The following is a 25,409-nucleotide window of genomic DNA, read 5'->3' as shown; positions in this document are numbered from 1 at the left end:
TTGCACACTGCCTGGAGGGGTTTTTATAGGTATGACTACAGTTAAGAAATGCTGATGCGATAAGTCAATAAAACGGGGAAAACCGATCCTCGGTATGGGACTTTGCTCCCATACCGAGGTACCTGAAGGCTTAACGCCAGCGTTCGGCTGCCCAGGCGGCCTGTTGCTCGGCGTCGTGGAAGGTCCAGGCGACGAAGCGGCTGATCTTCTGCCCTTGCGCCATCTCGATGGTGCGCACCTCGGCCGCGCCCGCCACCTTCAGCGCATGATAAATGGCCGGCAACGTGGTGTTTTTCGAGATGAGCGAGGTGAACCACAGGCAGTTGTTGGCCTTGCCGACGCTCTCCTCCACCATCTTGCGCACAAAGGCTTCTTCGCCGCCTTCGCACCACAGCTCATTGTTCTTGCCGCCGAAGTTTTGCACCGGCTTGGCGGCCACTTCCCCTTTGCCCAGTTTATGCAGCTTGCGGCGGGTGCTGGCGCGCGCTTCCTGCTCGGACGCATGGAACGGCGGGTTGCACAGGGTGGCGTCGAATTTCTCGGCCGCGCCGATAATGCCGTTAAAAATCAGCTCAGGCTGTTTTTGCAGCCGCAGGCGCACGCTGTTGCGCAGCGTCGGGTTCATCTCGACGATCATCTTGGCCGAGTTGAGCGACACCGGATCGATTTCGGAGCCGGTGAAACGCCAACCGTATTCGCGCAGGCCGACGATCGGGTAAATGCAGTTGGCGCCGACGCCGACGTCGAGGATCGCCACGCCCTTGCCGCGCGGGATCTCGCCGCCGTTGCTGGTCGCCAGCAGATCCGCCAGGTGATGCAGATAGTCGGCGCGGCCGGGGATCGGCGGGCACAGATAATCAGCCGGAATATCCCAGTGTTCGATGCCGTAAAAGTGTTGCAGCAACGCACGGTTGAGCATTTTCACCGCCGCCGGATCGGCGAAGTCCACCGAGACATCGCCCCAGGCGTTCGGTTTTACGAACGGCGCCAGCGCCGGGCAGCTGGCGATCAGCGCCGGGAAGTCGTAGCGCGAACGATGACGGTTGCGCGGATGCAAGCCGCTTTTCTGCTGCGGGAAGGTTTTCTTTTTTTCCACCGTGACGGGCTCTCTTGAAGGGATTTCCGGCGCGTAAGATAACACATCCGGCCCGCAATGGCGCAGCGGCGGGAAACCCGGCACAATGAAAACTTCATCGATTGCCGCAGGACGCCCCATGAACCGTGAATCTCGTTATTATTATGAACCCGCCGCCGGCCACGGCCTGCCGCACGATCCGCTGAACGCCATCGTCGGCCCGCGCCCCATCGGCTGGATCTCTTCCCGCAGCGCCGCCGGCTTGCGTAATCTGGCGCCCTACAGCTTTTTCAACTGCTTCAACTATCGCCCGCCCATCATCGGTTTCGCCAGCACCGGCTGGAAAGACAGCGTGGCGAATATCGTGGAAACCGGTGAGTTCGTTTGGAACCTGGCGACACGCCCGCTGGCGGAAGCGATGAACAACAGTTCCATCAACCTGCCGCGCGGCGAGGACGAATTCGCCTTCGCCGGCGTTACGCCGCTGCCCGGGCGCCGGGTTAAAGCCGAGCGCGTGGCCGAAAGCCCGGTGAACTTCGAATGCCGGCTGACCCAGTGCATTCAGCTGCAAACCGCCGCCGGGGAACAGGTGGAGACCTGGCTGATATTGGGCGAAGTGGTGGCGGTGCACCTCGATCCGGCGCTGCTGGACGAACACGGCGTCTACCAGACCGCCGCTGCCGAACCTATCCTGCGCGCCGGCGGCCCAACCGCCTACTACGGCATTTCCGAACAGCACCGTTTCGATCTGGCACGCCCGACGCGCTGATCGTCTCCCCCTGTTTATGCAGAAGATGAACGGGGGAATTAATAATCAAAAAATCTGAAAAAAACTGTCAACACTCTCCGATTTCATCCCGCCTGTCACTGCGCAATAATCTTCCCATCGAAAGGCAACCCCCTTTCTCCCTAATTCACTTTGACAGGAATGACGAACATGAAAACCATCAAAACTTTTGCTGCCGCTATCGCCCTGGCCACCGCTTCTTTCACCACTTTTGCCGCTGAACACGTCAGCGCCCAGGATGCCGCCCAATTCGAAAAAGCCGGCGTGATCGTCGCCAGCGGCGCAACCGACCTGAGCAGCCTGAAGTCTCAGTTGGCCGCCAAAGCCGATGCCGCAGGCGCCAAGGCTTTCACCATCACCTCTACCAGTGGCAATAACCTGATGCACGCGACCGCGGTTATCTACAAATAATCGCCGCCCCAGACGTCAAAAAGCCCGCCGGCTATCACCCCGGCGGGCTTTTTTTATGTTCGCGTACGTCAGCGCTGAATGGGTACGACAGCGAGTTTATTACCATCCGCTTTATCAGCAACCACTGTAAATTCAGTCCAATATTTGCGCGGCGCCTCATTTGACGCATTGCCGACCGTCGCAATCTCAACCGAATAGCTATGCCCAATCTGGAACCCGCCGAAAGCCTCCGTCAGGCATTCGCCTGGCATGACCGCTATCGGTTGCTGACCTGGCGCAACCGAAGTGGACCATTCCGCCTTCCCGCCGGCCCCCGGTTGATAAATTCCGATGCCTACCAGCTCGCGTTTTCCGGCAATATCGTCCGGCACGCTAACGCATACGCGATTATTTTTAACGCTGACGTTTGCCGGATAGAACCAGGGACGCTCCTGCACACAGCCGCTCAGTAATACCAGCGCCAATAAAAAAGTCAGTTTTTTCATTTCATTGCCTTAGGGTTACGCGGCTCTCGTAGGAACAACCGTAACACGGTTTCATAGCGAGTTTTAAATAGATACGACAGCTATTTGCCTATCGTCCGCTTCGTCAGCCCCCGCGCGCCAACGAGCCGGAAAACTCTGTCGCAAACAGGCAGAAACCCTGTATTCAATGGGGTTTGCGGGGGGCTTGCACACACATTTTTTTACCTGCCTATGGCTGGACTAACGGAAGAGGATGATTATCATGTTACGCAGACTACAGATGCAGAGAGCGTTGTATGCAACATATCATTGAAGGTTTCCTCAGTTTCCAGAAAGAGATTTTCCCACAGCGTAAGGAACTGTTTCGCAGCCTTGCCTCCAGCCAAAATCCTAAAGCGCTTTTCATCTCCTGTTCTGACAGCCGTCTGGTTCCCGAGCTGGTGACGCAGCAAGAACCTGGGCAACTGTTCGTTATCCGCAACGCCGGCAACATCGTTCCTTCCTTTGGCCCGGAGCCGGGTGGGGTTTCTGCGACCATCGAGTACGCAGTGGTGGCATTGGGTGTTACTGATATCGTGATTTGTGGCCACTCGAACTGTGGCGCCATGAAGGCTATCGCGTCCTGCCAGTGCCTCGACCCCATGCCTGCGGTAGCTCACTGGCTGCACTATGCGGATGCGGCAAAAGCGGTGGTCGAGAAGAAAACCTGGAATAGCGAAACAGACAAAGTTAACGCTATGGTGGAAGAGAACGTTATTGCTCAGCTAAATAATATCAAAACCCATCCTTCTGTGGCGGTGGGTCTGCGCAACAGCGGGCTACGCCTGCACGGCTGGGTGTACGACATCGAAAGCGGCGAAATTCGCACGCTGGATAGAAACACCAAGAGCTTCGTGTCTCTGGCCGATAATCCCGACGTCTATTTCGAATAAAATAACGCCTGGTTTTAACCATTAAATAAAATCCACGCTTCCGCGTGGATTTTATTGTCAGCCTTAAACCAAACGCGCCTCTATCGCCGCGGCGAAGTCGCGGCACATCCGCTCGTCACCCTCGGCGTTGTCCGCCAATACCGTCTCGCCATCCACTACCCGGATGTGCGCCTGCAAATCGAAATCTGCCGGCGGCTGCTGGCGCTTGGCCGCGGCGGCCATCGTCTGCTGCGCCTCATGCCACGCCTGCGCCACCGTCTGGTTGCAGGCCTGCGCCAGATAGTCCGGATTAAACCCTTCGCCGGTCAGGCTGCGCAGCGTGTCGTCATGGCTGACGCTGTTGCCCGGCAACCAGTAGTGTTGCGCCAGATCCGGGCCAATGGCCGGGTTGTCCGTCAGATAACCGTCGCGCTGCAGGAAGAAGTGGCGGGTTTGTTCCACCGCCATCATCGCCAGCAGGTAGCCCTGATAAGAACAGGCGGACTCCAGCGACAGCAGATGCGGGATCGCCAGCGTCGGGCGCGGGCTGCCGCTGATGCCGAGGATCTTCTGCTCAACCTCGCGCGCCAGCGCGGTGATGGCTTCCGGCGTGCGCTGCCCGTCATCCCACTGATACAGCGCCCACTCGAAGTACGGCACCAGCAGGATATGGCGTTCGTTGAACGCGCGCATCGGCTGGCGCGCCGCGATGCCTGCTTCGATCAGCGCATCGGGCACCGCCTCACCTGCGGCGTTTTTCGCATAGCGTTTCAGCCAATCGGCGTCGTCCAGCAGGCTGTCGCAGAACATCGACTGGGTTTCGGCATAGGCCATCGAAGTCGGCGGGAACTCCTGCGAGAAGCACGGCGCATTCTGGCGAATGTTGGCGAAATGCGCCGCATGGCCGCCTTCGTGGAACAGCGTGTTAAGCCCGTAAGCCCCGCTGCCCACCTGCCCCGGCTGCGCCAGACTGGTGAAGTTGATGCGCGCCGGCACCCATTCCCCCTGGCGTACAAACGGCGGCACCGGGCCGTGCATGAAGCCGTTCTCATACTTGCCTTTGCGCACCAGCAGATCGAGGTTCATCTCCGCGCCGCCAAAACCGATGTGCAGGCGTTTGAAGCTGTCGACCCAGCGTTCCAGCGAACGGGAAAACGGGAAATAAGGATCCAGTTGGCGGGTGACGTCGCCGGCGCTGGCGAAGCGGACGTTCCATGGCTCCAGCGCCTGGCTGCCCTTCTCGGCCGCCAGCTGTTGCAGACTGCGCGCGTTGGCCTCGCGGGTTTCCCGCTCGAAGCGATCCAGAATGGCGAACAGCTGCTCCGGCGTCATGCGCTCGGTCTTGTTCACCTTGTAGTCGAAATAGTTGCGATAGCCCATTTGGCGCGCAAAGCGGTTGCGCAGGCCGATCAGCTCCGGCAGGCCGTTATGCAGCAGCCATTGCTCCAGATCGCGCAGCGCCTGCTGCGAGCTGCGGCGGTAGTCTTCGTTCGGGTTGGTCGCCTGGTTGGTCAACAGCTCGCCGAGCGAAGCCGCCACGCGCCGGCCATCGGCGTTCAGATGGGTGACCTGATAGCTCTTGCGGCGCGAGTAGAGATCGGATTCGGCGTGGATGATCTGATCCAACAGCGCCTGCGCCTGCGGGTCTTCAATGGCGTTGCAGTCGAAAAAGCGCAGCCAACCTTGCAGACCGTGGATCAGCGCATCGCGCTGCGCCTCCTGCGGCAACGCGTCCAATCCGGCCAGCAGATTGCGGATCTCGGCCAGCCGGCGCGGTTCGGCGATAAAGCGCTTATAGGCGCTTTCCGCGGCGGAAAAGCGCGCCGAGACGTCTTCGCCGCCGGTGCCCATGTAGTTTTGCCAGAACAGCTCTTCTTTGGCGCGGTGTACGTCGAGGTAATCCTGGTTCAATTGATTGAAGTAATCGAGAGCCTGTTGCATAACCGTCCTTCTCAGCCGATGAGGAAATATCCCAGTATAGTCGCGCTCAGGCCTGATGCAGGCGTTTCAGCCCCTGCTCCAGCGTCTCGCTCTCGCCGGCGGCCACCAGGCAACAGGCGACCTGCCGCTGGATGGCCTGCGGGATCGCCACCTCGCCCGCCAGGCAGCGCTCGGTCCAGCGCGCGGTGGTTGCCGCGTCTTTCGCCGCCGGCAACGCCGGCGTTTCATCCTGCAAGGTGCGCTCCAGCAATATGCGCTGTTCGCCGCCGACGATATGGTGAATCTGCGGGCAGCGCAGCGGATTGGCGTAGGCTTCGCCTTCGGTGCCGTGCATCAACAACCCGCGGGCGCCGATCTGACGGAAAAACGACGCCACTCGGCCGACATACTCCGGGTGTGAGACGCTGGCGAGACGCAGCGCATCCTGTTCGCCGAACGGCGTCGCCAGCTTGGCCAACGTATGGGCGCTGTTGCGCACCCCCATGCGCCAACGCAGCCCGAGCTGCCGCGCCAGCGGCGCCGACAGCGCGGAAACCGGCATGAATACCGCCTCGCCGTTATCGAGACGCTGTTGGGCGTGAGCGGCCTGTTCCGACCACGGCAGCCCAAGCGCGCGGAAAATCTCGGCGCTGGTCACGCGGGTGCTGTCGTCCAGCACGCCGTGCACCACCACCGGCAGGCCCACTTTCGCGAGCAGCAGCGCCAGCAGCGGCGTCAGATTGGCCTGCTTGCGCGCGCCGTTATAGCTCGGCAGCACCACCGGCAATGGCCGCCCCTGCGGCGCCTGCAGCGGCAAGACCTGCTGCTGCATCGCCTGATAGAACCCCAGCATCTCCTCTTCGGCTTCGCCCTTGATGCGCAGCGCGATCAGAATGCCGCCCAACTCCAGCTCGGGGACCTCCCCGGCCAGCATCGCCTGATACAGCTCAAAGGCGGTCTGTCGATCCAGATCGCGCGCATGGTTTTTGCCGCGGCCTATTTCTTTGATAATTTTGGTGTAATCCATCCGAAGGTTCCCTCAGCTCACTCTTCGGTTAGCATACCCTATCCGCGCCGCCGCTCAACCTCCGCCGCCAGCCGCCGCTGCGCTTCATCGCCATCGCGCAGCCCGGCGATCACCCCGCCGGCATCGTCGGCGCTGCGGTTTTGGCTCATTTTCCATTTGCCTTCGCGCCGGGTGACGGCGATCTCGATACCGACGATGCCTTTAAGCTGTGCGGCGATGTAGTTGGCCGGCGCATCCTCGATCCGCCAGGGTTCAGGACGCCGCCCTTCCTGCTGCGCGGTGAAATCGATCAGTTGGCGGCGCAGCCAGGCCGGGTCGTCCGTCACCGTCGGCACGCCATGCAGCTGCACCACGCTGTAGTTCCAGGTCGGCACCACCTTGCCGGTCTGGCGCTTGCTCGGGTACCAGCCGGGCGATACATAGCCCTCCTGGCCCTGAAAAATTACCAGACATTCCGCCGCCTGTTGCAACCGTCGCCAGTGCTCGTTGGCGCGCGACAGGTGCGCCCGCAGCCGGATCTGCCCCTGTTCGACATCGGCCAGAAACGGCAGCGGATCGGCCGTCAATCCCTGCTCGCCGTGGCTGACCAACAGCCCCAGTGGGTGGGCGCGCACCAACGCCAGTTGGGCATCCAGATCGTCTTCGCGAAATGCGGCGGGTTGAAACATCAGTGTGGCTCCTTATCGCTCTCTCATGATGTCGACAGTAAAGCACCTGCCGGCGGCCTACTTAAGATCCGCTTTCTGAGTATTTCGAGTGATCCGGTTTAACAAGATCAGGGCGACGCCCATCGCCACCAAATTACAGAGCATCGCGCCGGCAAAGGCCTGCGCATAGCGTTCCGCCGCGCCGCCGCTCGCCAACAGCGGCACAAAACCGACGCCGCTGACCACGATGCCCAACGCGCCTCCCACCTGCTGCACGGTGGCCACCAGACCCGCCGCCATCCCCGCCTGCCGCTCCTGCGCCAAACCCAGCACCAGATTCAGCAGCGGCGTCATGCTCAGCGCCTGACCGAACCCCAGCACCACCAACCCCGGCAGCAACCGCAGCGGATGCGCCAGCGCCTCACCCCACAGCGCCTGCGCCATCAATAGCGCCAACCCGGCGGCGTAAATCGCCACGCCCACGCTCAGCACGCCGTTGCCCCACCGCTGCGCCAACCGGGGCGCCAGCATCGAGGCCAACATAAAGGCCGCGCTGGCCGGGGCGAACAGGCTGCCCGCCTGAAAAGGCGTCAGCCCCGCCCCCGCCTGCAGCAGCAGCGCGAAACACAAGAAAAACGAGGAAGCGGTGGCATAAATCGCGAGCACCACCGCCATACCCGGCGCGAAACCCGCCTGGCGGAACAGCGCCGGATCGAGCACCGCATCGTCACCGCGCTGCGCCAGACGCCGCTCCCAACGCAGGAAGCCCCACAGCGTCAGCATCGCCAACGCCAACATCGGCGCTATCCACCACGGCCAGCCGCGCGCCGGCCCTTCCAGCAGCGGCAGCAGCAACAGCGACAGGCCGGTCGCCGCCAGCCACAGGCCAACGCCGTCCAGCCGCTGCGCCTGCGCCACCCGCGATTCGGGAATGCGCCGCGCCGCCCACAGCGCCAGTGCGCCGATCGGCAAATTGATCAAAAAGATCATGCGCCAGCCGCTGCCGAACAGGTTGGCCTCAATGATAAATCCGCCGAGGATCTGGCCGAAGATCGCCGCCAACCCCAGCGTCATGCCCAGCCAGGCGAAGGCGCGCCGCCGCTGTTGCGGCGCGTACAGCACCCGCATCAAGGCGTAAATTTGCGGGAACAACAGCGCCGCCGTCGCCCCCTGCAGAATACGCGCGGCGATCAGCAGGCCGAGCGATCCCGCCAGCCCGCACAGCAGGGAGCTCAACGTGAATCCCAGCATGCCGAGGCTGAACAAGCGCCGACGCCCGAAGCGATCGCCCAGACGCCCACCGGCGATCAACAGCACCCCAAACGCCAGCTCGTAACCGGCGACGATCAAACCGACCCCGGTGAAATCGGCGGCGAACTGCCGCTGGATCACCGGCGCTGCCACGTTGACCACGAACAGATCGAACACCGTGACGAAACCGCCCAACAGCAGCACCGGCAGGCCGGGCAGCCCTCGCCGCTCACCAGATAATGAATGTTCCATACCACCTCCAGAGATTATGATGGCCGCAGTATGGAACAAGGTTTAAACTGTTACTATATAGCCATTTATACTATTACTGACAGCAACAGGACGGCCGACATGCCCCCACGCACCCTCGAACGCACCCGCCACGAACTGGGGGATTTTCTGCGGCAAAAGCGAGAACAACTGTCGCCAGAGGCGGTCGGCTTGCCGAGCGGCAGCCGCCGCCGCACGCCGGGATTGCGGCGCGAGGAGGTGGCGGCGCTGGCCGGCGTCGGCCTCACCTGGTACACCTGGCTGGAGCAAGGCAGGGAAATCAATGCGTCGGTGACGTTTTTGGAAAATCTGGCGCGGGTGCTGCAGCTCGACGCCGCCGGCCGCTACCACCTGTTCTTATTGGCGCATCAGCGCCCGCCGGTGCCGGTTGGGCATCAGTGGTGCCAGGTTTCGCCGTTGGTGCGGCGTCTGCTGGACGATTTGGCGCTGCGGCCGGCCTACGTCATGAACCTGAGTTGGGACATCATCGCCTGGAATCCGGCGGCGCAGCGGCTGTTCGCCATCGGCGATCGCCCGGCGCAAGAGCGCAACATGTTGTGGATGCTGTTTGCCGATCCGCAGCTCAATGAGCGCCTGCTGGAGTGGCAAGCGCAGGCGCCGCAAATCCTGGCCAGCTTCCGCCGCGACTACGCCCGCGCGCCGGAGGATGAGGTGATGCGCCAACGGGTGCAGGCGCTGGAGCGGGTGTCGCCGCCGTTCCGCCGGCTCTGGCGGCAGCATGACATTCACGGACGCTGTCAGGGGCGGCGCAGCTTCGTCGTCCCGGAGATCGGCCCGGTCACCTTTGACCATGCCTCTTTCATCGTCGACGAAGAGAACCATCTGCGGCTGGTGATGTACAGCGCGCTGCCGGACGAACCGGCCAGCACGGCGTTTGAAGCGCTGCTGCGCGAGGATTAACGACGGCTGTCGAAAATGAGTTTGCAGGCCAGCCCGGCGAACACGCCGCTCAGCAGGTAGTTCGGCCAGCGGGCGCTGAAACGGCGGCCGGCGAAACGGCTTTTCATGCCGCTGACCGCCAGGATCACCCCGCCGTTAATCAGCAAGCCGACCAGATTCAGCACCGTCGCCAACGCCAGCATCTGCACCACCACCGAGCCGGCGCGCGGATCGATAAACTGCGGAAACAGCGCCAGCACGAACAGCGCCATCTTCGGGTTGAGGATGTTGGTCAGCAGCCCCTGTCGGAAAATGCGCGCCGTCGGCACCGCCTGCAACCCGGCGGAAGCCTGCAGACTGCTGCCGGATCGCAGCGTTTTCCAGGCCAGATAAAGCAGATAGGCTGCGCCCAACATTCTCACCGCGTCGTAAGCCAGCGGCACCGCAACGAACAGTTGCGACAACCCCAGCGCCGCCGCCAGCGCATGGCAGTAAGTGCCGAGTTGAATACCCGCCAGCGAAGCGAAACCGGCCCGCCGCCCCTGGCTGACGCTGCGCGAAGCGATCAGCAGCATATCCGGGCCGGGGGTCAGCGCCAGCGCCACGCAGGCACCGGAAAACAACAACAGCGTTGCGGCATCAATCATGAATCACCTGATAAGAAGACGGACGGGGATGGAGCGTCCATCATAGCGACGCCGACCTGGCTTGTCAGCGCCGCTCGCGTCAGATCACCCACAAATCGAGATACTCGTTGACCGGCATCTGCGCCAGCCGCTGCCGGTCCAGCGACACCTCAAGAATGCGCTGCTGCTGCAGGGCCGGGAACTGGCGCGCCAGGTTGGTTTTGAACTTCTCGATCAGCAGCGGGATGCCCGCTTCACGCCGCCGCGCATGGCCGATAGGGTACTCCACCACCACCTCATCCAGACGGCTGCCGTCGGCGAACTCCACCGTCAGCGCATTGGCGATCGAGCGTTTTTCCGGATCGTGATAATCGCGCGTGAAGACGGGATCTTCATGGCAGAGGATCTTGCCGCGCAATGCGTCGATGCGCGGATCCTCGGCCACCCGATCCTCGTAATCGGCCGCCGTCAGCCGCCCGAACAGCAGCGGGATCGCCACCATATACTGAATGCAGTGATCGCGATCCGCCGGGTTATCCAGCGGTCCCTGCTTGTCGATAATGCGCAGGCAGGCCTCATGGGTGCGGATGCTCACCCTGGCGATATCGGCGGCGGTTTTGCCGGCGGCCTGCATCTGGCGGTGCAGCGTCATGGCCGCCTCCACGGCTGTCTGGGCATGGAACTCCGCCGGGAACGAAATTTTAAACAGCACGTTCTCCATCACGTACGCGCCGTACGGCCGCTGGAAGCGGAAAGGTTTGCCGTCGAACGAGACGTCGTAGAATCCCCAGGTCGGCGCCGTCAGCGCCGAGGGATAGCCCATCTCGCCGGTGGCGGCCATCAGCGCCAGCCGCACCGCGCGGGCGGTCGCATCCCCCGCCGCCCAGGATTTGCGGGTGCCGGCGTTCGGCGCATGGCGATAAGTACGCAGCGATTGCCCGTCCACCCACGCCAGCGACACCGCGTTCAGGATCGCCTCGCGGCTCAGGCCGAGCAGCTGCGCCACCACTGCGGTGGACGCCACCTTCACCAGCAGCACGTGATCCAGCCCCACCCGGTTGAAGGCGTTTTCCAGCGCCAGGCAGCCTTGGATCTCATGCGCCTTGATCATGGCGATCAGCACCTGCCGCATGGTCAGCGGCGCTTTGCCCGCCGCCACCGCCTGGCGCGAGAGCCAGTCGGCCACCGCCAGGATCCCGCCCAGGTTGTCCGACGGGTGGCCCCACTCCGCCGCCAGCCAGGTGTCGTTGAAGTCGAGCCAGCGGATCATGGCGCCGATATTGAACGCCGCCTGCACCGGATCCAGCTGGAAACGGGTGCCCGGCACCCGGCTGCCGTTCAGCACCTCGGCGCCCGGCACCACCGGCCCCATCAGTTTCTTGCAGGCGGGGTAGCTCAGCGCCTCCAGTCCGCAGCCGAGGGTATCGAGCAGGCAATAGTGAGCGGTGCGGTACGCCGCCGGGGTATCGACGGCCTCTTTCATTACATAATCGACGATATCGACCATTTCGCGATCGAACGGCGGACGGCCGGTGTTGGCAGACTCAAGCATCATGATTCCCAAAGGCTCCATAGTGAAAACGACACGATAACGATCGGCGCTCAGCGCTGATCCAGCGGCACGAACGCCCGCGCTTCCGGCCCGGTATAGTTGGCGGACGGGCGAATGATTTTGTTGTCCTGCCGTTGCTCGATGATGTGCGCCGACCAGCCGCTCACCCGCGCCATGACGAACAGCGGCGTGAACATTTCGGTGGGCACCCCCAGCTGGTGGTAAGACACCGCCGAGAACCAGTCGAGGTTGGGGAACATGTTTTTGGTGTCGCGCATCACGCTTTCCAGCCGGTCGGCGATGTCATACAGCTTCATCGCGCCCGCGTCCTGCGACAGGCGCAGCGCGATCTCTTTGATCACCTGATGGCGCGGATCGGAGACGGTGTACACCGGGTGCCCGAAGCCGATCACCACCTCTTTGTTATCGATGCGGCGGCGAATGTCGGCTTCCGCTTCGTCCGGCGTTTCATAGCGTTGCTGGATCTCCAGCGACACCTCGTTGGCGCCGCCGTGCTTTGGCCCGCGCAGCGCGCCAATGGCGCCGACGATCGCCGAATAGACATCGGATCCGGTGCCGGCGATCACCCGGCCGGCGAAGGTCGAGGCGTTGAACTCATGCTCGGCGTACAGGATCAGCGACGCATGCATGGCCTGTTCCCAGCTGGCAGAAGGCGCTGCACCGTGCAGCAGGTGCAGGAAGTGGCCGCCGATGGAATCGTCGTCGGTCTCAGGCTGAATGCGCTCGCCGTTGTGGCTGTAGTGATACCAATAGAGCAGCATCGATCCCAACGACGCCAGCAGCCGATCGGCGATGTCGCGCGCGCCGGCCGCGCCGTGCTGCTCTTTTTCCGGCAGCGTGCAGCCGAGGGCCGAAACGCCGGTGCGCATCACGTCCATCGGGTGAGACGCCGCCGGCAGCGCCTCCAGCACCGTGCGCACGCTGGCGGGCAGGCCGCGCAGCGCTTTGAGACGGTGTTTATAGGCCTGCAGCTCGTCGCGGTTGGGCAACTTGCCGTGGATCAGCAGATGGGCGACCTCTTCAAACTCGCAGTGGCGCGCGAGATCGAGAATGTCGTAACCGCGGTAGTGCAGATCATTGCCGCTGCGCCCTACGGAACACAGCGCGGTATTCCCGGCGGGCACGCCGGATAACGCCACGGATTTTTTCGGCTTAACGCCAGTCGGGCTTTGCGGGGGGATCGCTTGGCTCATACTGTCCTCATTTGGCTTCTGCGTGAATGGCGCTTATTCGTCGCGCTGGCGAGCGAACAAAGCGTCGAGTTTCTCTTCGAACAAATAGTAGTTGATGCTTTCGTACAGCTCGTTGCGGGTCTGCATGGTGTCGATGACGCTTTTCTGCGTGCCCTCCTCGCGCAGGGCGCGGTACACCCGCTCCGCCGCCCGGTTCATCGCCCGAAAGGCCGACAGCGGATACAGCGCCATATCCACCCGAGCGCTGCGCAGCTCGTCGGTGGTGAACAGCGGCGTCGCGCCGAATTCAGTGATGTTGGCGAGGATCGGCACCTGCGTCGCTTCGGCGAAACGGCGGTACATGCCCAGTTCGGTGATCGCTTCCGGGAACAGCATGTCGGCCCCGGCCGCCACGTAAGCCTGAGCGCGCTCGATGGCCGCCTCCAGCCCCTCCACCGCCAGCGCGTCAGTGCGCGCCATGATCACGAAGTCCGGATCGCTGCGCGCATCCACCGCCGCCTTGATGCGATCCACCATCTCTTCGGTGGAAACGATGGCCTTATTGGGCCGATGGCCGCAGCGCTTGGCGCCAACCTGATCTTCGATATGCAGCGCCGCCGCCCCGGCCTTGCTCACCGAGCGCACCGTGCGGGCGACGTTGAACGCCGATGCGCCGAAACCGCTGTCGACATCCACCAGCAGCGGCAGCGGGCAGACGTCGGTGATGCGGCGAATATCGGTCAACACATCGTCCAGCGTCGAAATGCCCAGGTCCGGCAGCCCCAGCGAACCGGCCGCCACGCCGCCGCCGGAAAGATAGATGGCCTGGAACCCCGCCCGCTGGGCCAGCAGGGCATGGTTGGCGTTGATCGCGCCGGCGATTTGCAGGGGTTTCTCTTTACTCAGGGCCTGACGAAAGGCGAGCCCGGGTGAGCGCAGCGTCATGACGTTCTCTCCGATTAGCTAGATGGAACAGACAGAGCAAGGGGCGGGCCAGGTTGCACTTTGGCGAGGAAAAAATTAAAAGCGATAAAAATAAGTGAGTTATAAAATTCGCGTCGCCATTGGGCAGACCAAGCGATAAAAAACGTTTCAGTTAACGTTTCAATCGCGGTTTCAATCGGCATATTTGAAACATGACTGAAACAAGGCTACACCTAATGCAGCCACTTTCATTCGGTAACCCACCATGAGCGATCACATCACGCCGTCCCGCACGCCAGACAAACCGGTGATCTGGACCGTCTCCATCACCCGCCTGTTCGATCTGTTCCGGGATATCAGCCTCGAGTTCGACCATCTGGCGATCATCACCCCGATCCGCCTCGGCTTTGAGGAGGCGGTGCAGCATATCCGCGCTCGCCTGGCGACCGAGCCTTGCGACGCCATCATCGCCGCCGGCTCCAACGGCGCCTACCTGAAAAGTCGCCTGTCGGTGCCGGTCATTTTGGTCAAACCCGGCGGCTTCGATCTGCTGCAGGCGCTGAGCAAGGCGCGCAGAACCGCCGATCGGATCGGCGTCATCACCTACAAAACGCCCCTGCCCGCGCTGCTGGAGTTCCAGCAAACCTTCGATCTGCCGCTGGAGCAGCGCAGCTACGTCACCGAAGAGGACGCGCGCGGCCAGATCGCCGAGCTGAAAGCCGCCGGCATTCAGGCGGTGGTCGGCGCCGGCCTCATCAGCGATCTGGCGGAAGAGGCCGGGCTCACCGCCATTTTTCTCTATTCCGCCGCCACCCTGCGCGCCGCCTTCAGCGACGCGCTGGACGTGACGCGCCTGATGCTGGGCGGCGCCAAACGCGGCGGCGATTACGCCGCACGCAATACCCTGCAGCCGCGCTATGGGCTGAGCGATTTACAGGGCGATTCCCCGCAGATGGAACAGACGCGACGCACCATCATGCTGTACGCCCGATCGCCGGCGGCGGTGTTGATCGAAGGCGAAACCGGCACCGGCAAAGAGCTGGCGGCGCAGGCGATCCACCGCGAATACTTTTCCCGGCGCGGCGCGACGCCGCCGTTCGTCGCCATCAACTGCGGCGCCATCGCCGAATCGCTGCTGGAGGCGGAACTGTTCGGCTATGAGGAAGGCGCCTTTACCGGCTCACGGCGCGGCGGCCGACGCGGGCTGTTGGAAACCGCCAACGGCGGCACCCTGTTTCTGGATGAGATCGGCGAAATGCCGCTGCACCTGCAAACCCGGCTGCTGCGGGCGCTGGAAGAAAAAACCATCACCCGGGTGGGCGGGCAACAGCCGGTAAAGGTCGATTTTCGCGTTATCAGCGCCACCCACACCCGCCTGGAGCAGGCGATTCAACAGGGCGATTTTCGCGCCGATCTGTTCTACCGCCTGAGCGCCCTACGGCTGCAGCTGCCGCCGTTGCGGGCGCGCGGCGACGATATTGCGATGCTGGCGGAACACTTTCTGAAACAGTCGCTGGCGGCGCTCGACGTGCCGCTGACGGAGCCGCTGCGCACCGCCCTGGCCGGGTGTTACACCGCGCTAAGTCATTACGCCTGGCCCGGCAACTTGCGCGAACTGCGCAACATGATGGAACGGGTGGCGCTGATGCTGAGCACCGGCGCTGCGCCGAGCGGCGAAACGCTGCAGTGGCTGCTGCCGGAGCTGGCGGCGGTCTCGCCGCCCGAGACGCCGGCGGCGCCCGTCTCCGCCCACGAAGCCCTGGCGCGGTGCGGGGGCGAGCACGCCGCCGCCGCCCGGTTGCTCGGGATCAGCCGCACCACTTTATGGCGTCGGCTGAAAAAACCGAACTGAGCATCAGCCGGCGCGCCGGCCGTCCGAGGCCGGCAGCAGCCGCGCTCGCCGATCGCCCAGCAGGTTCATGCCCGCCGCCGCCAGCAGGATGATCGCCGCGCCCAGCAGCTGCCACGCAGACAGCCGGTGGCCAAACGCCAGGCGATCCACCAGCATGGCGGCGATCGGATAGATGAATGACAGCGAGCCGATCAGGTGGGTCGGCAGCCTCTGCAACGCGCCGTACATCAGCACGTACATCAGGCCAGTATGCAACACGCCGAGCGTCGCCAGCATCCCCCACTGGCCAACGCTGGCCGACGCATGAAAATCCACCAGCGGCAGCAGCATCACCGCCCCCACCGTCACCTGGATCAGCGCAATAAGATGCGGCGGCGTGCCCTTCAGCCGCTTGGCCGCCAGCGCCATCAGGGCGTAGAAAAACGCCGCGCCGAGCGCCAGCGCGATGCCGGCCAGATAATGGTTCTGCTCCCCCGCCTGCCGCGGCTGCGCCAGCACCACCAGCATCATGCCGCCGAACGCCAGCCCCAGCCACAGCAGCTTGCGGGCGGTCAGCCGTTCCCCCAGAAACAGCGCCCCCAGCCCCACCAGCATAAACGGCTGGGTGTTGTACACCGCGGTGGCGATGGAGATAGACGCATAGGAATAGGCGGCGAACAGCAGCAGCCAGTTGATCACCAGCGCGACGCCGCCGGCGATCGCCAGCAGCAGCGTGGCGCGCGTCAGCGCATCGCGTCGCAGCTGACCCAATACGCCGCACACCGCCAGCAGCACCAGCGCGCCTACCACGCAGCGCCAAAACACCACGTTGATAACCGGCTGGCCGGACATCAACACAAACCAGCCGATAGAGCCGGAAATCAACATCGCCGCCGCCATCTCCAGCGATCCGCGTTTTATCTCTGCATTCATTCTGCGTTCCTCGAAGTTTGCCCAGAGACATAGCTTGCGGCCTCGCAGGGCGGCTTTCCATAGCATAAAAAAGGCAAATATGCTTAACTGCCTTTTTCTCGAAGCTATAATAAATAAAATACCTAACGGAGGCGTTATGGATGATATCGATCGCCAAATCCTGACCATTCTGGCGGAAGATGCGCGCGCGTCGTTGAAGACGCTGAGCGCGCAGGTGGGGCTGTCGTCGCCAAGCACGTCGGAAAGACTGCGGCGGCTGGAAGAAAGCGGCGTGATCCAGGGCTATACCCTGAACGTCAATCTGCAGGCGGTGGGCTACGCCTTCGAGTCGCTGGTGCGCATCAAGCCGCTGCCGGGCATGCTGAAGAAGGTCGAGCAGCTGATTCAGGCGATCCCGGAAGTGGTCGAATGCGATAAGGTGACCGGCGAAGACTGCTTTATCGTGCGGCTGGTGGCGCACTCGATGGCGCAGCTCGACCACACTCTCGATCGGCTGGCCGAGCATGCGCAGAGCAACACCTCGATCGTGAAAACCACGCCGGTCAAGCGCCGCCTGCCGCCGCTGCTCTGATTAACGCCGCCGCTTGCGGGCGAACGGGTTGCCGCGCTTCTTCTCTTTTTTGGCCGCATCGGCGGCGGATTTCAGAGCCGCCAGATGCGCCTTGTCGGCCTCCGGCACCGCGCGCTGCTCGATCGGGAACACCGGCAGCGACGCCAACAGCCGCGAACCGTAATTTTTGGTCAGCAACCGGCGATCGTAGATCACGATCTCGCCGTAGCATTGGTTGCTGCGGATCAGACGGCCGACCTGCTGGATCAGGTTGAACGAGGCGCTCGGCAGGCTCTGCACTTCGAACGGATAGCGCTTCAGCGATTTCAGCCACTCACCTTCGGTGATGATCACCGGGCTGTCGATCGGCGGAAACGCGATTTTGTGAATATGCACCTGGGTCAGCAGTTCGCCTTTCAGATCCAGCCCTTCGGCGAACGATTGCAGCCCCACCAGCACGCTGGCGACGCCCTTCTCCACCCGCTTGCGGTGCTCTTCCACCAGCCGGTAGCGCGGCTGGTCGCCCTGCACCAGCAGCATCAGCCGCAGATCGGTCACGTAGCTGAGGAAAGTCTGCATCGCCCGGTGGCTGCTGAACAGGATCAGCATGCCTTTGTGCTTGCCGCTCGCCTGCTCGGCGCGGAAAAACCGCGCCATTTCCTCGAGGTGCTCCGCCTCGTTGGCGAGCGCCGGTTCATAGCGCATCTGCGGAATGACAATCTTGCCCTGTTCGACGTGATTGAACGGCGAAGAGAGCGTTTCGAAGCGGTCGCCGGCCTTCTCGCTCAGCCCGCTCATCTCCTGCAAACGCGCGAAGCTGTTCAGTGAACGCAGCGTGGCCGAGGTGACCACCACATGCGGCACCTTGCGCCACAGCAGCTTCTCCAGCTGATCGCTGACGCGGATGCCGACGCAGTGCAAATACAGATGGGTGACGTTATCGCGCAGTTCGCGCGTGACCCATTTGGAGATCGGCGCGTTGGACGACTTGTCGAGCGCCGCCAGCCGCCACAGCTTGCTCATCGCCTCCAGATAGCCCAGCGTGCGGCTCATCTGCAAGATGGCGCGGTGCAGGCGCATGATGTCGTGCTTGCCGGTCTGCTCGGTAAGATCGTTAAGCACGAACTCCGCCAGCCCGCGCAATGCATCGGTCAGTTTAAACAGCCGCGCGCAGCTCTCCACCATCTCCGCAGGCAGCTCGCCCATTTCAAAACGGTGCTCGGCCGCCACGCTGTCGCCGGGCAGATAGGCGCTGACCTGATGCTCGAAGATTTGCACCAGCTCACGCAGCTCCTCGCAATGGTTCTTCAGCCGTTCGCTGTTGGCCAGCCCCGGCGGATTCTTCGGCCGGTACTGCGTCATGCACTGCTCGACCTGGCGGACGATCATGTCCAGCTGCAGGTTGGTCGACAGCGCGGTGATTTCCCCGTCGATCTCCAGCGCATCGCGCGCCACCTCCGGCAAATGGTGGCCTTCGTCCAGCACCAGCAGCAATTCTTTCGGGTTCGGCAGCACCGATTCCGTCTCCAGCGCCGCCATCACCAGCGCGTGGTTGGCCACCACCACGTCGGCGCTCTCGATCTCTTTGCGGGCGATATAAAACGGGCATTCACGGATGTAATGGCAGTTGCGACCCAGGCAGTTGGCCTTGTCGGTGCTCAGCTTGGCCCACAGCGGATCGTCGATGCTCTGCTGATAGTGATCGCGCAGCCCGTCCCACTCGAAGCGGGCCAACGCCTTGGTCAGTTTCTGGCACAGCGCCTGCTCTTCGCCGCTGGACGGCGCCAGTTCGTCGTCGAGGAACAGCGTCAGATCGCCCTGTTGGCTAACGTCGGTGCTCATCGCCGCCAGGTTGCGCGGGCAGACGTAACGCCCGCGGCCAAAGGCGCCGGTAAATTTCAGATCGGGGATAATCTTCTTCAGCAGCGGCAAATCTTTGCTGTAGATCTGGTCCTGCAGCGCCACGTTGGCGGTGCTCACCACCAGCGGCTTGCTCTCCGCCCGTCCGACGGCGATGCCCGGGATCAGGTAAGACAGCGTTTTGCCGACGCCGGTCGGCGCCTCGATCGCCAGATGGCGCGGGTAGTCGCCGGCCAGCGTCTTCGCCACTTCGGCGATCATCTGGCGCTGGGGCGCGCGGGAAATAAAATCCGGTATTTGCTGCTGCAGGGCTTTGTACCACTGGCCAATCTGATCTTTAACTGCGGAGGAGAGCGCCATTCAACTCTTATCTAAACGAAATGATGGCGCTATTGTCCCACAGACCGCCGGCGACGTCAGCCCGAGTTACGCCTGCGGATCGATCATTGAGGCGCGCCCGCCGCCGAACGACCACTCGTCCAACTGGGTGGTGGCGATCACCACCATCACATCCTCGGGGTTCAGCCGCAGCTTTTCCGCCAGCAGCGCCGCCAGCCGTCGGTAGAAACGCCGCTTGGTGTCGCTGTCGCGCGGCCGCCCGGCGGTGATGTAAAACAGCACGAAATCCGCGCTGCGCGGCCCGCCGAGATAGTCGCGATCGTAGATAAGCTCGCCGGGGCGGTATTGATCGATCACCTGAAACCTGTCCGTCGGCGGCACCTCGAAGGCCTCCACCAGCGCCTGATGCAGGCTGTCGGACAAGGTTTGCAGATAGTCGGCAGACTTGCCCTGATGCAGGGCGATGCGGCTAAACGGCATGGGGCGCCTCCGGTTCCAGCTCGCGCAGGCGCGCCACGGCCGACGCCGCCGCGGGCCAGCCGGCATAGAACGCCAGGTGGGTGATGAGCTCAGCCAGCTGCTGATGCGCCACGCCGTTGCGCTGAGCCAGTTGCAGGTGAAACGGCAGTTGTTCCACGCGGTTAAGCGCCACCAGCGCGGCGACGGTGATCAGGCTGCGTTCGCGCGGGCTCAGCGCCGGCCGCTGCCAGACATCGTCAAACAAGACGCTGTCGCTGAGCTGCGCCAGCTTGGGGGCGATATCGCCGAACGCCTGTTGCCCGGCCTGGGATTTTGATGGCATCACACTCTCCTGTCAGTTGCGGATAGCCTTACGCTACCCGCCAGCGAGGCGAGTGAAAATCGGGATTTTCGGCAGTCTCAGTTCAGAAAAACGGGAGGGTTCCCCGCCGGGCGGCGGGGCGATGTCACGGTTCCAGCGGGGCAACGCCGTCGAAATGGGCGCTCAGCAGCGCATTCAGCTCCGGCCGCTGTTCCACCCGTTCGGCAATGGCGTACAGTCGCGGGCAGTGTTGCCGGAACCACGCGCGGCCCGGCCGCCAGTTGCACATTACCGCCAGGTACAGATCCAGCGCGCTGAAGCTCTTGCCGAGAAACCACGGGCCAGACGCTCCTGCGGCGGCGTTCAACTGCCGCAATAAACGCTCGCGATAATCCATTACCGCGTTTTTCAGCTGTTCCGCCCCTGCCGCCTGCGGCTGCCAGCGCTGCGGATGGTCGGCATAGGTGAAGGTGGGGTAAATCTCCGCGTTGATGAACAGCAGCCAGCGCAGAAAACGCGGCAACAGCGGCGAACCGCCGGGCGGCGCCAGTTCGGCATGCGGTGCGCGATCGTGCAGCAGCAGGATAATCGCCGCGCTCTCCGTCATCACTTCGTCATTGGGCAGCACTAAGGTGGGCACCTGGCCCAGCGGGTTCAGCGCCAGCAGGCGATCGCGCTCCGGGCCGTCCTGCGTGTAATCCACCTCCTCATAGCCCCAGGGGAAAGCGGTCAACGCCAACGCGGCGGCCACGATGGTCGAGCCGCAGCCCTGCGTACCGAACAAAGTATAAGTATCGTGCATGATTCCTCCCGCAGCGGAACAAGGTATCGGTAACTGTAGACCAGCCGCCGACCATCGGCTGAAGAAAAAATTCACCCTTTGCGCGACTTTTTTAATCGTTCGACATGAAAATGAATTTTTTGTCATAAATAGATCACATTACTACGGTAAAAATTCTCCGCCGCCAACAATCAGGCGGCACAGTAAAACAGCAATGCAACTGATGATAAGCGTCTTTCAATCGAATAAAGCAGGGTAACCCATGAAACGTAATCTTCTGGCCGTTATTATTCCGGCACTTTTACTTGCGCAAGCGGCACAGGCAGCAGAAATCTACAATAAAGACGGCAACAAGCTCGATTTTTACGGTCGTGTGAAAGCCCTGCATTATTTCTCTGATGATGCCGGCAACGATGGTGATAAAACCTACGTCCGTATCGGCTTTAAAGGCGCGACTCAGATTAACGATATGCTGACCGGCTATGGCCAGTGGGAATATCAGATCGCCGCCAACCATTCTGAATCCGACGGCACCAAAGACACCAAAACGCGTCTGGGCTTCGCCGGTCTGAAATATAAGGATCTCGGCTCCTTCGACTACGGTCGCAACTACGGCATCATTTACGACGTTGGCGCCTGGACGGATATGATCCCTGAATTCGGCGATGATGCTTATATCAAGACCGACAACTTTATGAACGGCCGTACCAATGGCGTCGCCACCTACCGTAATAACAACTTCTTCGGTCTGGTTGACGGCCTGAAATTTGCCGTGCAGTACCAGGGCAAGAACGAAAACGACGGCCGCTCCGCCAGCAAGGCGAACGGCGACGGCTGGGGTCTCTCCTCCAGCTATGAAATCATCGACGGTCTGAGCGTGGGCGCCGCCTATGCCTCTTCCAACCGCACCGCCACGCAAAAGGCGGGCACCTTCGGTAAAGGCGACAAGGCCGATATCTGGGCCGGCGGTCTGAAATACGACAACAACAATGTCTACCTGGCCGCGACTTATTCGCAGAGCCGCAATATCGCGCCTATTTCCGGCACCGCCACCATCAATAATAACTCGACCTCCGTTAGCGGCTTCGCCAATAAAGCGGAAGGGATTGAATTGGTCGCGCAATATCAGTTCGACTTCGGTCTGCGCCCATCGCTGGGTTACGTTCAGCAGAAAGGCAAAGATATTGAAGGCATCGGCGACGTCGATCTGGTGAAATATTTCGACGTAGCGGCGACCTATTACTTCAACAAAAACATGTCCACTTATGTCGAATATAAAATCAACCAGCTTGATGACGACAACAAACTGGGTCTGAAAAACGACGACGTCGTTGTTGTCGCCCTGACCTACCAGTTCTGATGTGATGAATGAATAACCACCACTGCAAACTTTAGCGTCACTTGATACCCAGAGTTTTATTTCGCCGGGCGGCTGCGTCCGGCTTTTTTGTTTTTATTTTCCCCGCCAGCGAATCCCCCCGCTTGCCTTGCAAAACAAACGGGTCTACATGTATAGCTTTCCCCCGAGCGGAATCAGCCATGCATAACGACGGACGCTTCGACTACCACAACGCCTTGCGCTACAGCAGCGACGAACTGGCCAACATCCTCAACCACTGTTTTGAAAACTACATCGTGCGTTTCGTGCTCGACGGATCGACCTTCGCCGCCCGCTTCGGCGCCGAAGATCTCAGCCTGAACGACAGCCTGATCGTCACCCACTGCCATGAACCGGTGGCGGTGGCGCTGATCGCCCGCCGTGGCCGTCACAGCCGGGTTGCGGCTTTTTCCGTGCGCCCGGAGATGCGCGGCCAGGGGCTGGGCAAGGCGCTGATGCAGCGGCTGGTGGCGGATGCCCGCCAACGCGGCGACCATCGGCTGTCGCTGGAAGTGATCGAAGGCAACGACGCCGCGCTGGCGCTATACCACCGCGCCGGGCTGCGCATCGTGCGCACCCTGACCGGCCATCAGGCGCCGGCGGAAGTGCCGCCAGGCACGGCGGCGCTGCAGGCGGTCGATCCGCTGACCGTCAGCCACCGCCTGACGGCGGAAGGCGCCACCGACCTGCCCTGGCTGATTGCCCCCGAATCGCTGTTCAAGCTGCCGGGCACACCGCGAGCCTATACGCTCAATCGTCAGGCCTACGCCGTGGTGATGCCCGGCACCGAGCACTGCTGGCTGCGCCTGATCTACGTGCCGCCGCAGCACCGCGGCCAGGGGCATGCCCGCGCCTTGCTGGCCGCCCTGCAAGCGCAGTTCGCCCCTTTGCCGCTGACCGCCAACGTTTTTGTGCCCGAGGTGGCCGCCCCCTTCTTTACGCATCTTGGCTGGCGGCAGGATCCCCTGCGCCAGTTCGAGATGGATATGCTGCTGGACAGCCCACAAAAATAAAACCGAGAGAGATAACGATGGCAGGAAAACAGGCAAGGAAACTCACCCTCGGCGCGGCGGTTGGCGTCGCGCTGCTGACGTTGGCCGGTTGTGCGCAGCCGCCGCACACCGACGCCCAGGCCCAGCAGCGGCTGGCGGATCAGTCGGTGCTGGCGGTGAACTGGTTCCAACAGTCCGGCGAATACCAGGCGCTGGCGCATCAGGCGTTCAACAGCGCGCAACGCGCCTTCGATCAGGCCAAGACCGCGCCGGGCCGCAAAAAGGCGGTGGTGGTCGATCTGGATGAAACCCTGTTGGACAACAGCGCCTACTCCGGCTGGCAGGCGCAGCACGGCCAGCCGTACGACGGCGCCACCTGGGCCCAATGGACGCAGGCCGAACAGGCCGGCGCGGTGCCGGGCGCAGTGTCGTTTGCCCGCTACGTTAACGCCCACCAGGGGACGATGTTCTACGTCTCGAACCGCAAGCAGAGCGAATACGCCGCCACGGTGGCCAACATGCAGAAGCTCGGATTCACCGGCATGTCGGAAAAAACCGTGCTGCTCAGCACCGATACCTCCAATAAGCAGGCGCGCTTCGACGCCATCAAACAAGCCGGCTATGACATCGTGGTGTACGCAGGCGACAACCTGAACGACTTCGGCGCCGCGACTTACCACCAGGACAATGCGCAGCGCCGGGCGTTCGTCAGCGAGAATCAGGGCAAGTTCGGCACCGAATTCATCGTGCTGCCCAACCCGCTGTACGGCGATTGGGAAAGCGGCCTGGCTCGCGACTACAACAAGCTGACGCCGCAACAGAAGCTGCAGGTGCGCCAACAGGCGATCAAGGCCTGGCGCGGGCGCTAAGCCTCACAGCAGTTTGTACATATAGCAGGTGGCCTCCAACGCCCCGCCGTCGCTGGCGCGGGCGTATTGCGGGATGTCGCCCGCCGCCTCGAACCCCAATTGACGGTACAGCCCCTGCGCCGCGCTGCCGCTCAGGGTATCCAGCACCAACAGGCTGCGGCGATGACGCGCCGCCAGCGCCTGCACTTCCTGCATCAACAGCCGGGCGACGCCCTGCCGCCGCGCCTGCGGGTGCACCATCAGCTTGACCACTTCCGCGCGGTGGCGGCCGTTGTCCGGCATCGCCAGTAACAGCTGCACGGTGCCGACCGGCCGGCCGTTCGCGAGCGCCACCAGCATCGCACGCTCTCCCCGCGCGATGGCCGGCAGCAACCCCTGCCAAAACGCCTGCGCCTGCGTCAGCGTAAAGGGCATGACAAAACCGATGCTGGCGCCGTGCGCCACGCTGGCGTGCAGCATCTCGGCCAAGTCGACAATGGCGCTTTGCGCCGCGCCGGCGTCCCACTGTTGCAATTCAATCATGGCTATGGCCTGCAGATAACGAGGGTGTAATGGGCCGGCTCATCGCCGGGGACATGGAAACGGGAGGCGCCGAACAGGCGGTAGCGCAGGCAGTCGCCGGCCGACAGCCGGAAAACGCGCCCTTCCAGGGTCAATTCCAACTGCCCGGACAGCAACCAAAGGTGATGTTCCAGCGCCGGAATCGACGGCAGGTCGTAATCGATCTGCGCCCCGGCATCAAGCCGGGCTTCGATAAACTCGGCCTTATACAGCGCGGCAGGCGGGGAAACGGAGCGACGGTGAAAACCGCTGGCGCGATCGACCCACACCGGCTGTTGCGGCGGCCGCAGCAGCTCCGGCGGCTCGTCTTCGATTTCGCTCAACAGGCGCGACATGGTTAACCCGTAGGCGGCGCACAGCCGGTTCAGCAACGATGCCGTCGGGCTGGTCTCGGCGCGCTCCACCCGCGAGAGCGTCGCCCGGCTAAGGCCGGTGCGCTGCGCCAACTCCTCCAGCGACCACGCCCGTTGCTGGCGCAAATCCGCCAGCCGCTGCGCCAACCTCAGGTCGGCCGTCTCCAAACCGTTATCCATCGTTCATACTCCGCTTAAAAATCCCATATAAGAGAAATAATCT

Annotated in this window: 26 protein-coding genes; 9 read left to right on the top strand and 17 right to left on the bottom strand. The window is 62.6% G+C overall.

Annotation, left to right across the window (positions count from 1 at the left end; translation table 11 throughout):
• Window positions 1-130 precede the first annotated feature (130 nt).
• Complete coding sequence (rlmF, locus tag ACJ8PL_RS03015) at window positions 131-1,096, bottom strand: 23S rRNA (adenine(1618)-N(6))-methyltransferase RlmF (RefSeq protein ID WP_170913119.1); 966 nt, start codon at window positions 1,094-1,096, stop codon at window positions 131-133.
• A gap of 118 nt (window positions 1,097-1,214) precedes the next feature.
• On the opposite strand from rlmF, the gene ACJ8PL_RS03010 reads away from it, so the two are divergent.
• A complete protein-coding gene (locus ACJ8PL_RS03010) occupies window positions 1,215-1,844 on the top strand; it encodes a flavin reductase family protein (protein WP_016928524.1) in 630 nt (209 codons plus the stop codon).
• Between the two features lie 168 nt (window positions 1,845-2,012).
• The gene (gene bhsA, locus ACJ8PL_RS03005) at window positions 2,013-2,273 is read left to right on the top strand and encodes a multiple stress resistance protein BhsA (protein ID WP_004939265.1); all 261 of its coding nucleotides are present in this window, start codon (window positions 2,013-2,015) and stop codon (window positions 2,271-2,273) included.
• Between the two features lie 68 nt (window positions 2,274-2,341).
• On the opposite strand, the gene ACJ8PL_RS03000 is transcribed toward bhsA, so the two are convergent.
• The gene (locus ACJ8PL_RS03000) at window positions 2,342-2,758 is read right to left on the bottom strand and encodes a putative T6SS immunity periplasmic lipoprotein (RefSeq protein WP_048795879.1); all 417 of its coding nucleotides are present in this window, start codon (window positions 2,756-2,758) and stop codon (window positions 2,342-2,344) included.
• 275 nt (window positions 2,759-3,033) lie between these two features.
• Here ACJ8PL_RS03000 and ACJ8PL_RS02995 point away from each other — a divergent pair, with 275 nt between their 5' ends.
• Window positions 3,034-3,669 carry a carbonic anhydrase gene (locus tag ACJ8PL_RS02995; RefSeq protein WP_004939270.1) on the top strand — a complete coding sequence of 212 codons (636 nt, stop codon included), beginning with the start codon at window positions 3,034-3,036 and terminating at the stop codon, window positions 3,667-3,669.
• A gap of 63 nt (window positions 3,670-3,732) precedes the next feature.
• Here ACJ8PL_RS02995 and ACJ8PL_RS02990 read toward each other — a convergent pair whose 3' ends face one another.
• From ACJ8PL_RS02990 to ACJ8PL_RS02975, 4 genes are read right to left on the bottom strand one after another with little or no spacing between them, the layout of a single operon-like run.
• Window positions 3,733-5,589, bottom strand: a complete 1,857-nt coding sequence (locus tag ACJ8PL_RS02990) for a M3 family metallopeptidase (protein ID WP_282676618.1) — start codon at window positions 5,587-5,589, stop codon at window positions 3,733-3,735.
• Between the two features lie 46 nt (window positions 5,590-5,635).
• Window positions 5,636-6,595 carry a DNA-binding protein YbiB gene (ybiB, locus tag ACJ8PL_RS02985; RefSeq protein ID WP_016928528.1) on the bottom strand — a complete coding sequence of 320 codons (960 nt, stop codon included), beginning with the start codon at window positions 6,593-6,595 and terminating at the stop codon, window positions 5,636-5,638.
• A 38-nt stretch (window positions 6,596-6,633) separates the two neighbouring features.
• Window positions 6,634-7,263, bottom strand: a complete 630-nt coding sequence (locus ACJ8PL_RS02980; protein ID WP_016928529.1) for an FMN-binding negative transcriptional regulator — start codon at window positions 7,261-7,263, stop codon at window positions 6,634-6,636.
• A 57-nt stretch (window positions 7,264-7,320) separates the two neighbouring features.
• Entirely contained in the window at window positions 7,321-8,745 is a 1,425-nt protein-coding gene (locus ACJ8PL_RS02975) for an MFS transporter (RefSeq protein ID WP_016928530.1), read from the bottom strand.
• Between the two features lie 99 nt (window positions 8,746-8,844).
• Here ACJ8PL_RS02975 and ACJ8PL_RS02970 point away from each other — a divergent pair, with 99 nt between their 5' ends.
• On the top strand, window positions 8,845-9,684 hold the full coding sequence (locus tag ACJ8PL_RS02970; RefSeq protein ID WP_016928531.1) for a helix-turn-helix transcriptional regulator: 840 nt from the start codon (window positions 8,845-8,847) through the stop codon (window positions 9,682-9,684).
• Here the strand turns inward: ACJ8PL_RS02970 and ACJ8PL_RS02965 are convergent.
• The 4 genes from ACJ8PL_RS02965 to prpB form a co-directional block, all read right to left on the bottom strand.
• Window positions 9,681-10,310, bottom strand: a complete 630-nt coding sequence (locus tag ACJ8PL_RS02965) for a LysE family translocator (RefSeq protein ID WP_046896927.1) — start codon at window positions 10,308-10,310, stop codon at window positions 9,681-9,683. The two genes, ACJ8PL_RS02970 and ACJ8PL_RS02965, sit on opposite strands and share 4 nt — an antisense overlap.
• Window positions 10,311-10,389: 79 nt before the next feature.
• Complete coding sequence (locus ACJ8PL_RS02960; protein WP_110147565.1) at window positions 10,390-11,841, bottom strand: bifunctional 2-methylcitrate dehydratase/aconitate hydratase; 1,452 nt, start codon at window positions 11,839-11,841, stop codon at window positions 10,390-10,392.
• A 50-nt stretch (window positions 11,842-11,891) separates the two neighbouring features.
• Window positions 11,892-13,055 carry a bifunctional 2-methylcitrate synthase/citrate synthase gene (gene prpC, locus ACJ8PL_RS02955; protein ID WP_016928534.1) on the bottom strand — a complete coding sequence of 388 codons (1,164 nt, stop codon included), beginning with the start codon at window positions 13,053-13,055 and terminating at the stop codon, window positions 11,892-11,894.
• A 33-nt stretch (window positions 13,056-13,088) separates the two neighbouring features.
• The gene (gene prpB, locus ACJ8PL_RS02950; RefSeq protein ID WP_016928535.1) at window positions 13,089-13,979 is read right to left on the bottom strand and encodes a methylisocitrate lyase; all 891 of its coding nucleotides are present in this window, start codon (window positions 13,977-13,979) and stop codon (window positions 13,089-13,091) included.
• A 244-nt stretch (window positions 13,980-14,223) separates the two neighbouring features.
• On the opposite strand from prpB, the gene prpR reads away from it, so the two are divergent.
• Entirely contained in the window at window positions 14,224-15,810 is a 1,587-nt protein-coding gene (prpR, locus tag ACJ8PL_RS02945) for a propionate catabolism operon regulatory protein PrpR (protein ID WP_079449505.1), read from the top strand.
• Window positions 15,811-15,813: 3 nt separating this feature from the next.
• On the opposite strand, the gene ACJ8PL_RS02940 is transcribed toward prpR, so the two are convergent.
• Window positions 15,814-16,722, bottom strand: coding sequence for a DMT family transporter (locus ACJ8PL_RS02940; RefSeq protein WP_442530802.1), 909 nt, complete (start codon window positions 16,720-16,722; stop codon window positions 15,814-15,816).
• 136 nt (window positions 16,723-16,858) lie between these two features.
• Here ACJ8PL_RS02940 and ACJ8PL_RS02935 point away from each other — a divergent pair, with 136 nt between their 5' ends.
• Window positions 16,859-17,293 (top strand): Lrp/AsnC family transcriptional regulator, encoded by a 435-nt coding sequence (locus ACJ8PL_RS02935; protein WP_016928538.1) that lies wholly within the window; start codon window positions 16,859-16,861, stop codon window positions 17,291-17,293.
• On the opposite strand, the gene dinG is transcribed toward ACJ8PL_RS02935, so the two are convergent.
• From dinG to ACJ8PL_RS02915, 4 genes are all read right to left on the bottom strand, one after another.
• Window positions 17,294-19,492: an ATP-dependent DNA helicase DinG gene (gene dinG, locus ACJ8PL_RS02930; RefSeq protein ID WP_015377137.1), complete on the bottom strand. Its 2,199-nt coding sequence runs from the start codon at window positions 19,490-19,492 to the stop codon at window positions 17,294-17,296.
• Between the two features lie 66 nt (window positions 19,493-19,558).
• The gene (locus tag ACJ8PL_RS02925; protein ID WP_016928540.1) at window positions 19,559-19,951 is read right to left on the bottom strand and encodes a tautomerase family protein; all 393 of its coding nucleotides are present in this window, start codon (window positions 19,949-19,951) and stop codon (window positions 19,559-19,561) included.
• Window positions 19,941-20,273 (bottom strand): carboxymuconolactone decarboxylase family protein, encoded by a 333-nt coding sequence (locus ACJ8PL_RS02920; protein WP_033640942.1) that lies wholly within the window; start codon window positions 20,271-20,273, stop codon window positions 19,941-19,943. The genes ACJ8PL_RS02925 and ACJ8PL_RS02920 overlap by 11 nt, the downstream gene beginning before the upstream one ends.
• Window positions 20,274-20,397: 124 nt before the next feature.
• Window positions 20,398-21,054: a glutathione S-transferase family protein gene (locus tag ACJ8PL_RS02915; RefSeq protein WP_033640943.1), complete on the bottom strand. Its 657-nt coding sequence runs from the start codon at window positions 21,052-21,054 to the stop codon at window positions 20,398-20,400.
• Between the two features lie 241 nt (window positions 21,055-21,295).
• On the opposite strand from ACJ8PL_RS02915, the gene ompC reads away from it, so the two are divergent.
• The 3 genes from ompC to ACJ8PL_RS02900 all read left to right on the top strand — a co-directional run bounded on the left by ompC (window position 21,296) and on the right by ACJ8PL_RS02900 (window position 24,272).
• Complete coding sequence (gene ompC, locus ACJ8PL_RS02910) at window positions 21,296-22,393, top strand: porin OmpC (protein WP_004939326.1); 1,098 nt, start codon at window positions 21,296-21,298, stop codon at window positions 22,391-22,393.
• Window positions 22,394-22,572: 179 nt separating this feature from the next.
• A complete protein-coding gene (locus tag ACJ8PL_RS02905) occupies window positions 22,573-23,424 on the top strand; it encodes a GNAT family N-acetyltransferase (protein WP_097102526.1) in 852 nt (283 codons plus the stop codon).
• 17 nt (window positions 23,425-23,441) lie between these two features.
• Window positions 23,442-24,272 (top strand): 5'-nucleotidase, lipoprotein e(P4) family, encoded by an 831-nt coding sequence (locus ACJ8PL_RS02900; RefSeq protein ID WP_016928544.1) that lies wholly within the window; start codon window positions 23,442-23,444, stop codon window positions 24,270-24,272.
• A gap of 3 nt (window positions 24,273-24,275) precedes the next feature.
• Here ACJ8PL_RS02900 and ACJ8PL_RS02895 read toward each other — a convergent pair whose 3' ends face one another.
• Together ACJ8PL_RS02895 and ACJ8PL_RS02890 are read right to left on the bottom strand one after the other, a co-directional pair.
• The gene (locus tag ACJ8PL_RS02895) at window positions 24,276-24,794 is read right to left on the bottom strand and encodes a GNAT family N-acetyltransferase (protein WP_016928545.1); all 519 of its coding nucleotides are present in this window, start codon (window positions 24,792-24,794) and stop codon (window positions 24,276-24,278) included.
• 2 nt (window positions 24,795-24,796) lie between these two features.
• Window positions 24,797-25,366 (bottom strand): helix-turn-helix domain-containing protein, encoded by a 570-nt coding sequence (locus ACJ8PL_RS02890; RefSeq protein ID WP_016928546.1) that lies wholly within the window; start codon window positions 25,364-25,366, stop codon window positions 24,797-24,799.
• Between the last annotated feature and the right edge of the window lie 43 nt (window positions 25,367-25,409).

Origin of the sequence: Serratia sp. CY83965 (assembly GCF_052166375.1) — a bacterium.
Lineage (GTDB): Bacteria > Pseudomonadota > Gammaproteobacteria > Enterobacterales > Enterobacteriaceae > Serratia > Serratia marcescens.
The sequence above is the reverse complement of the archived record's forward strand: the minus strand, read 5'-3'. Positions and strand labels throughout refer to the sequence as shown.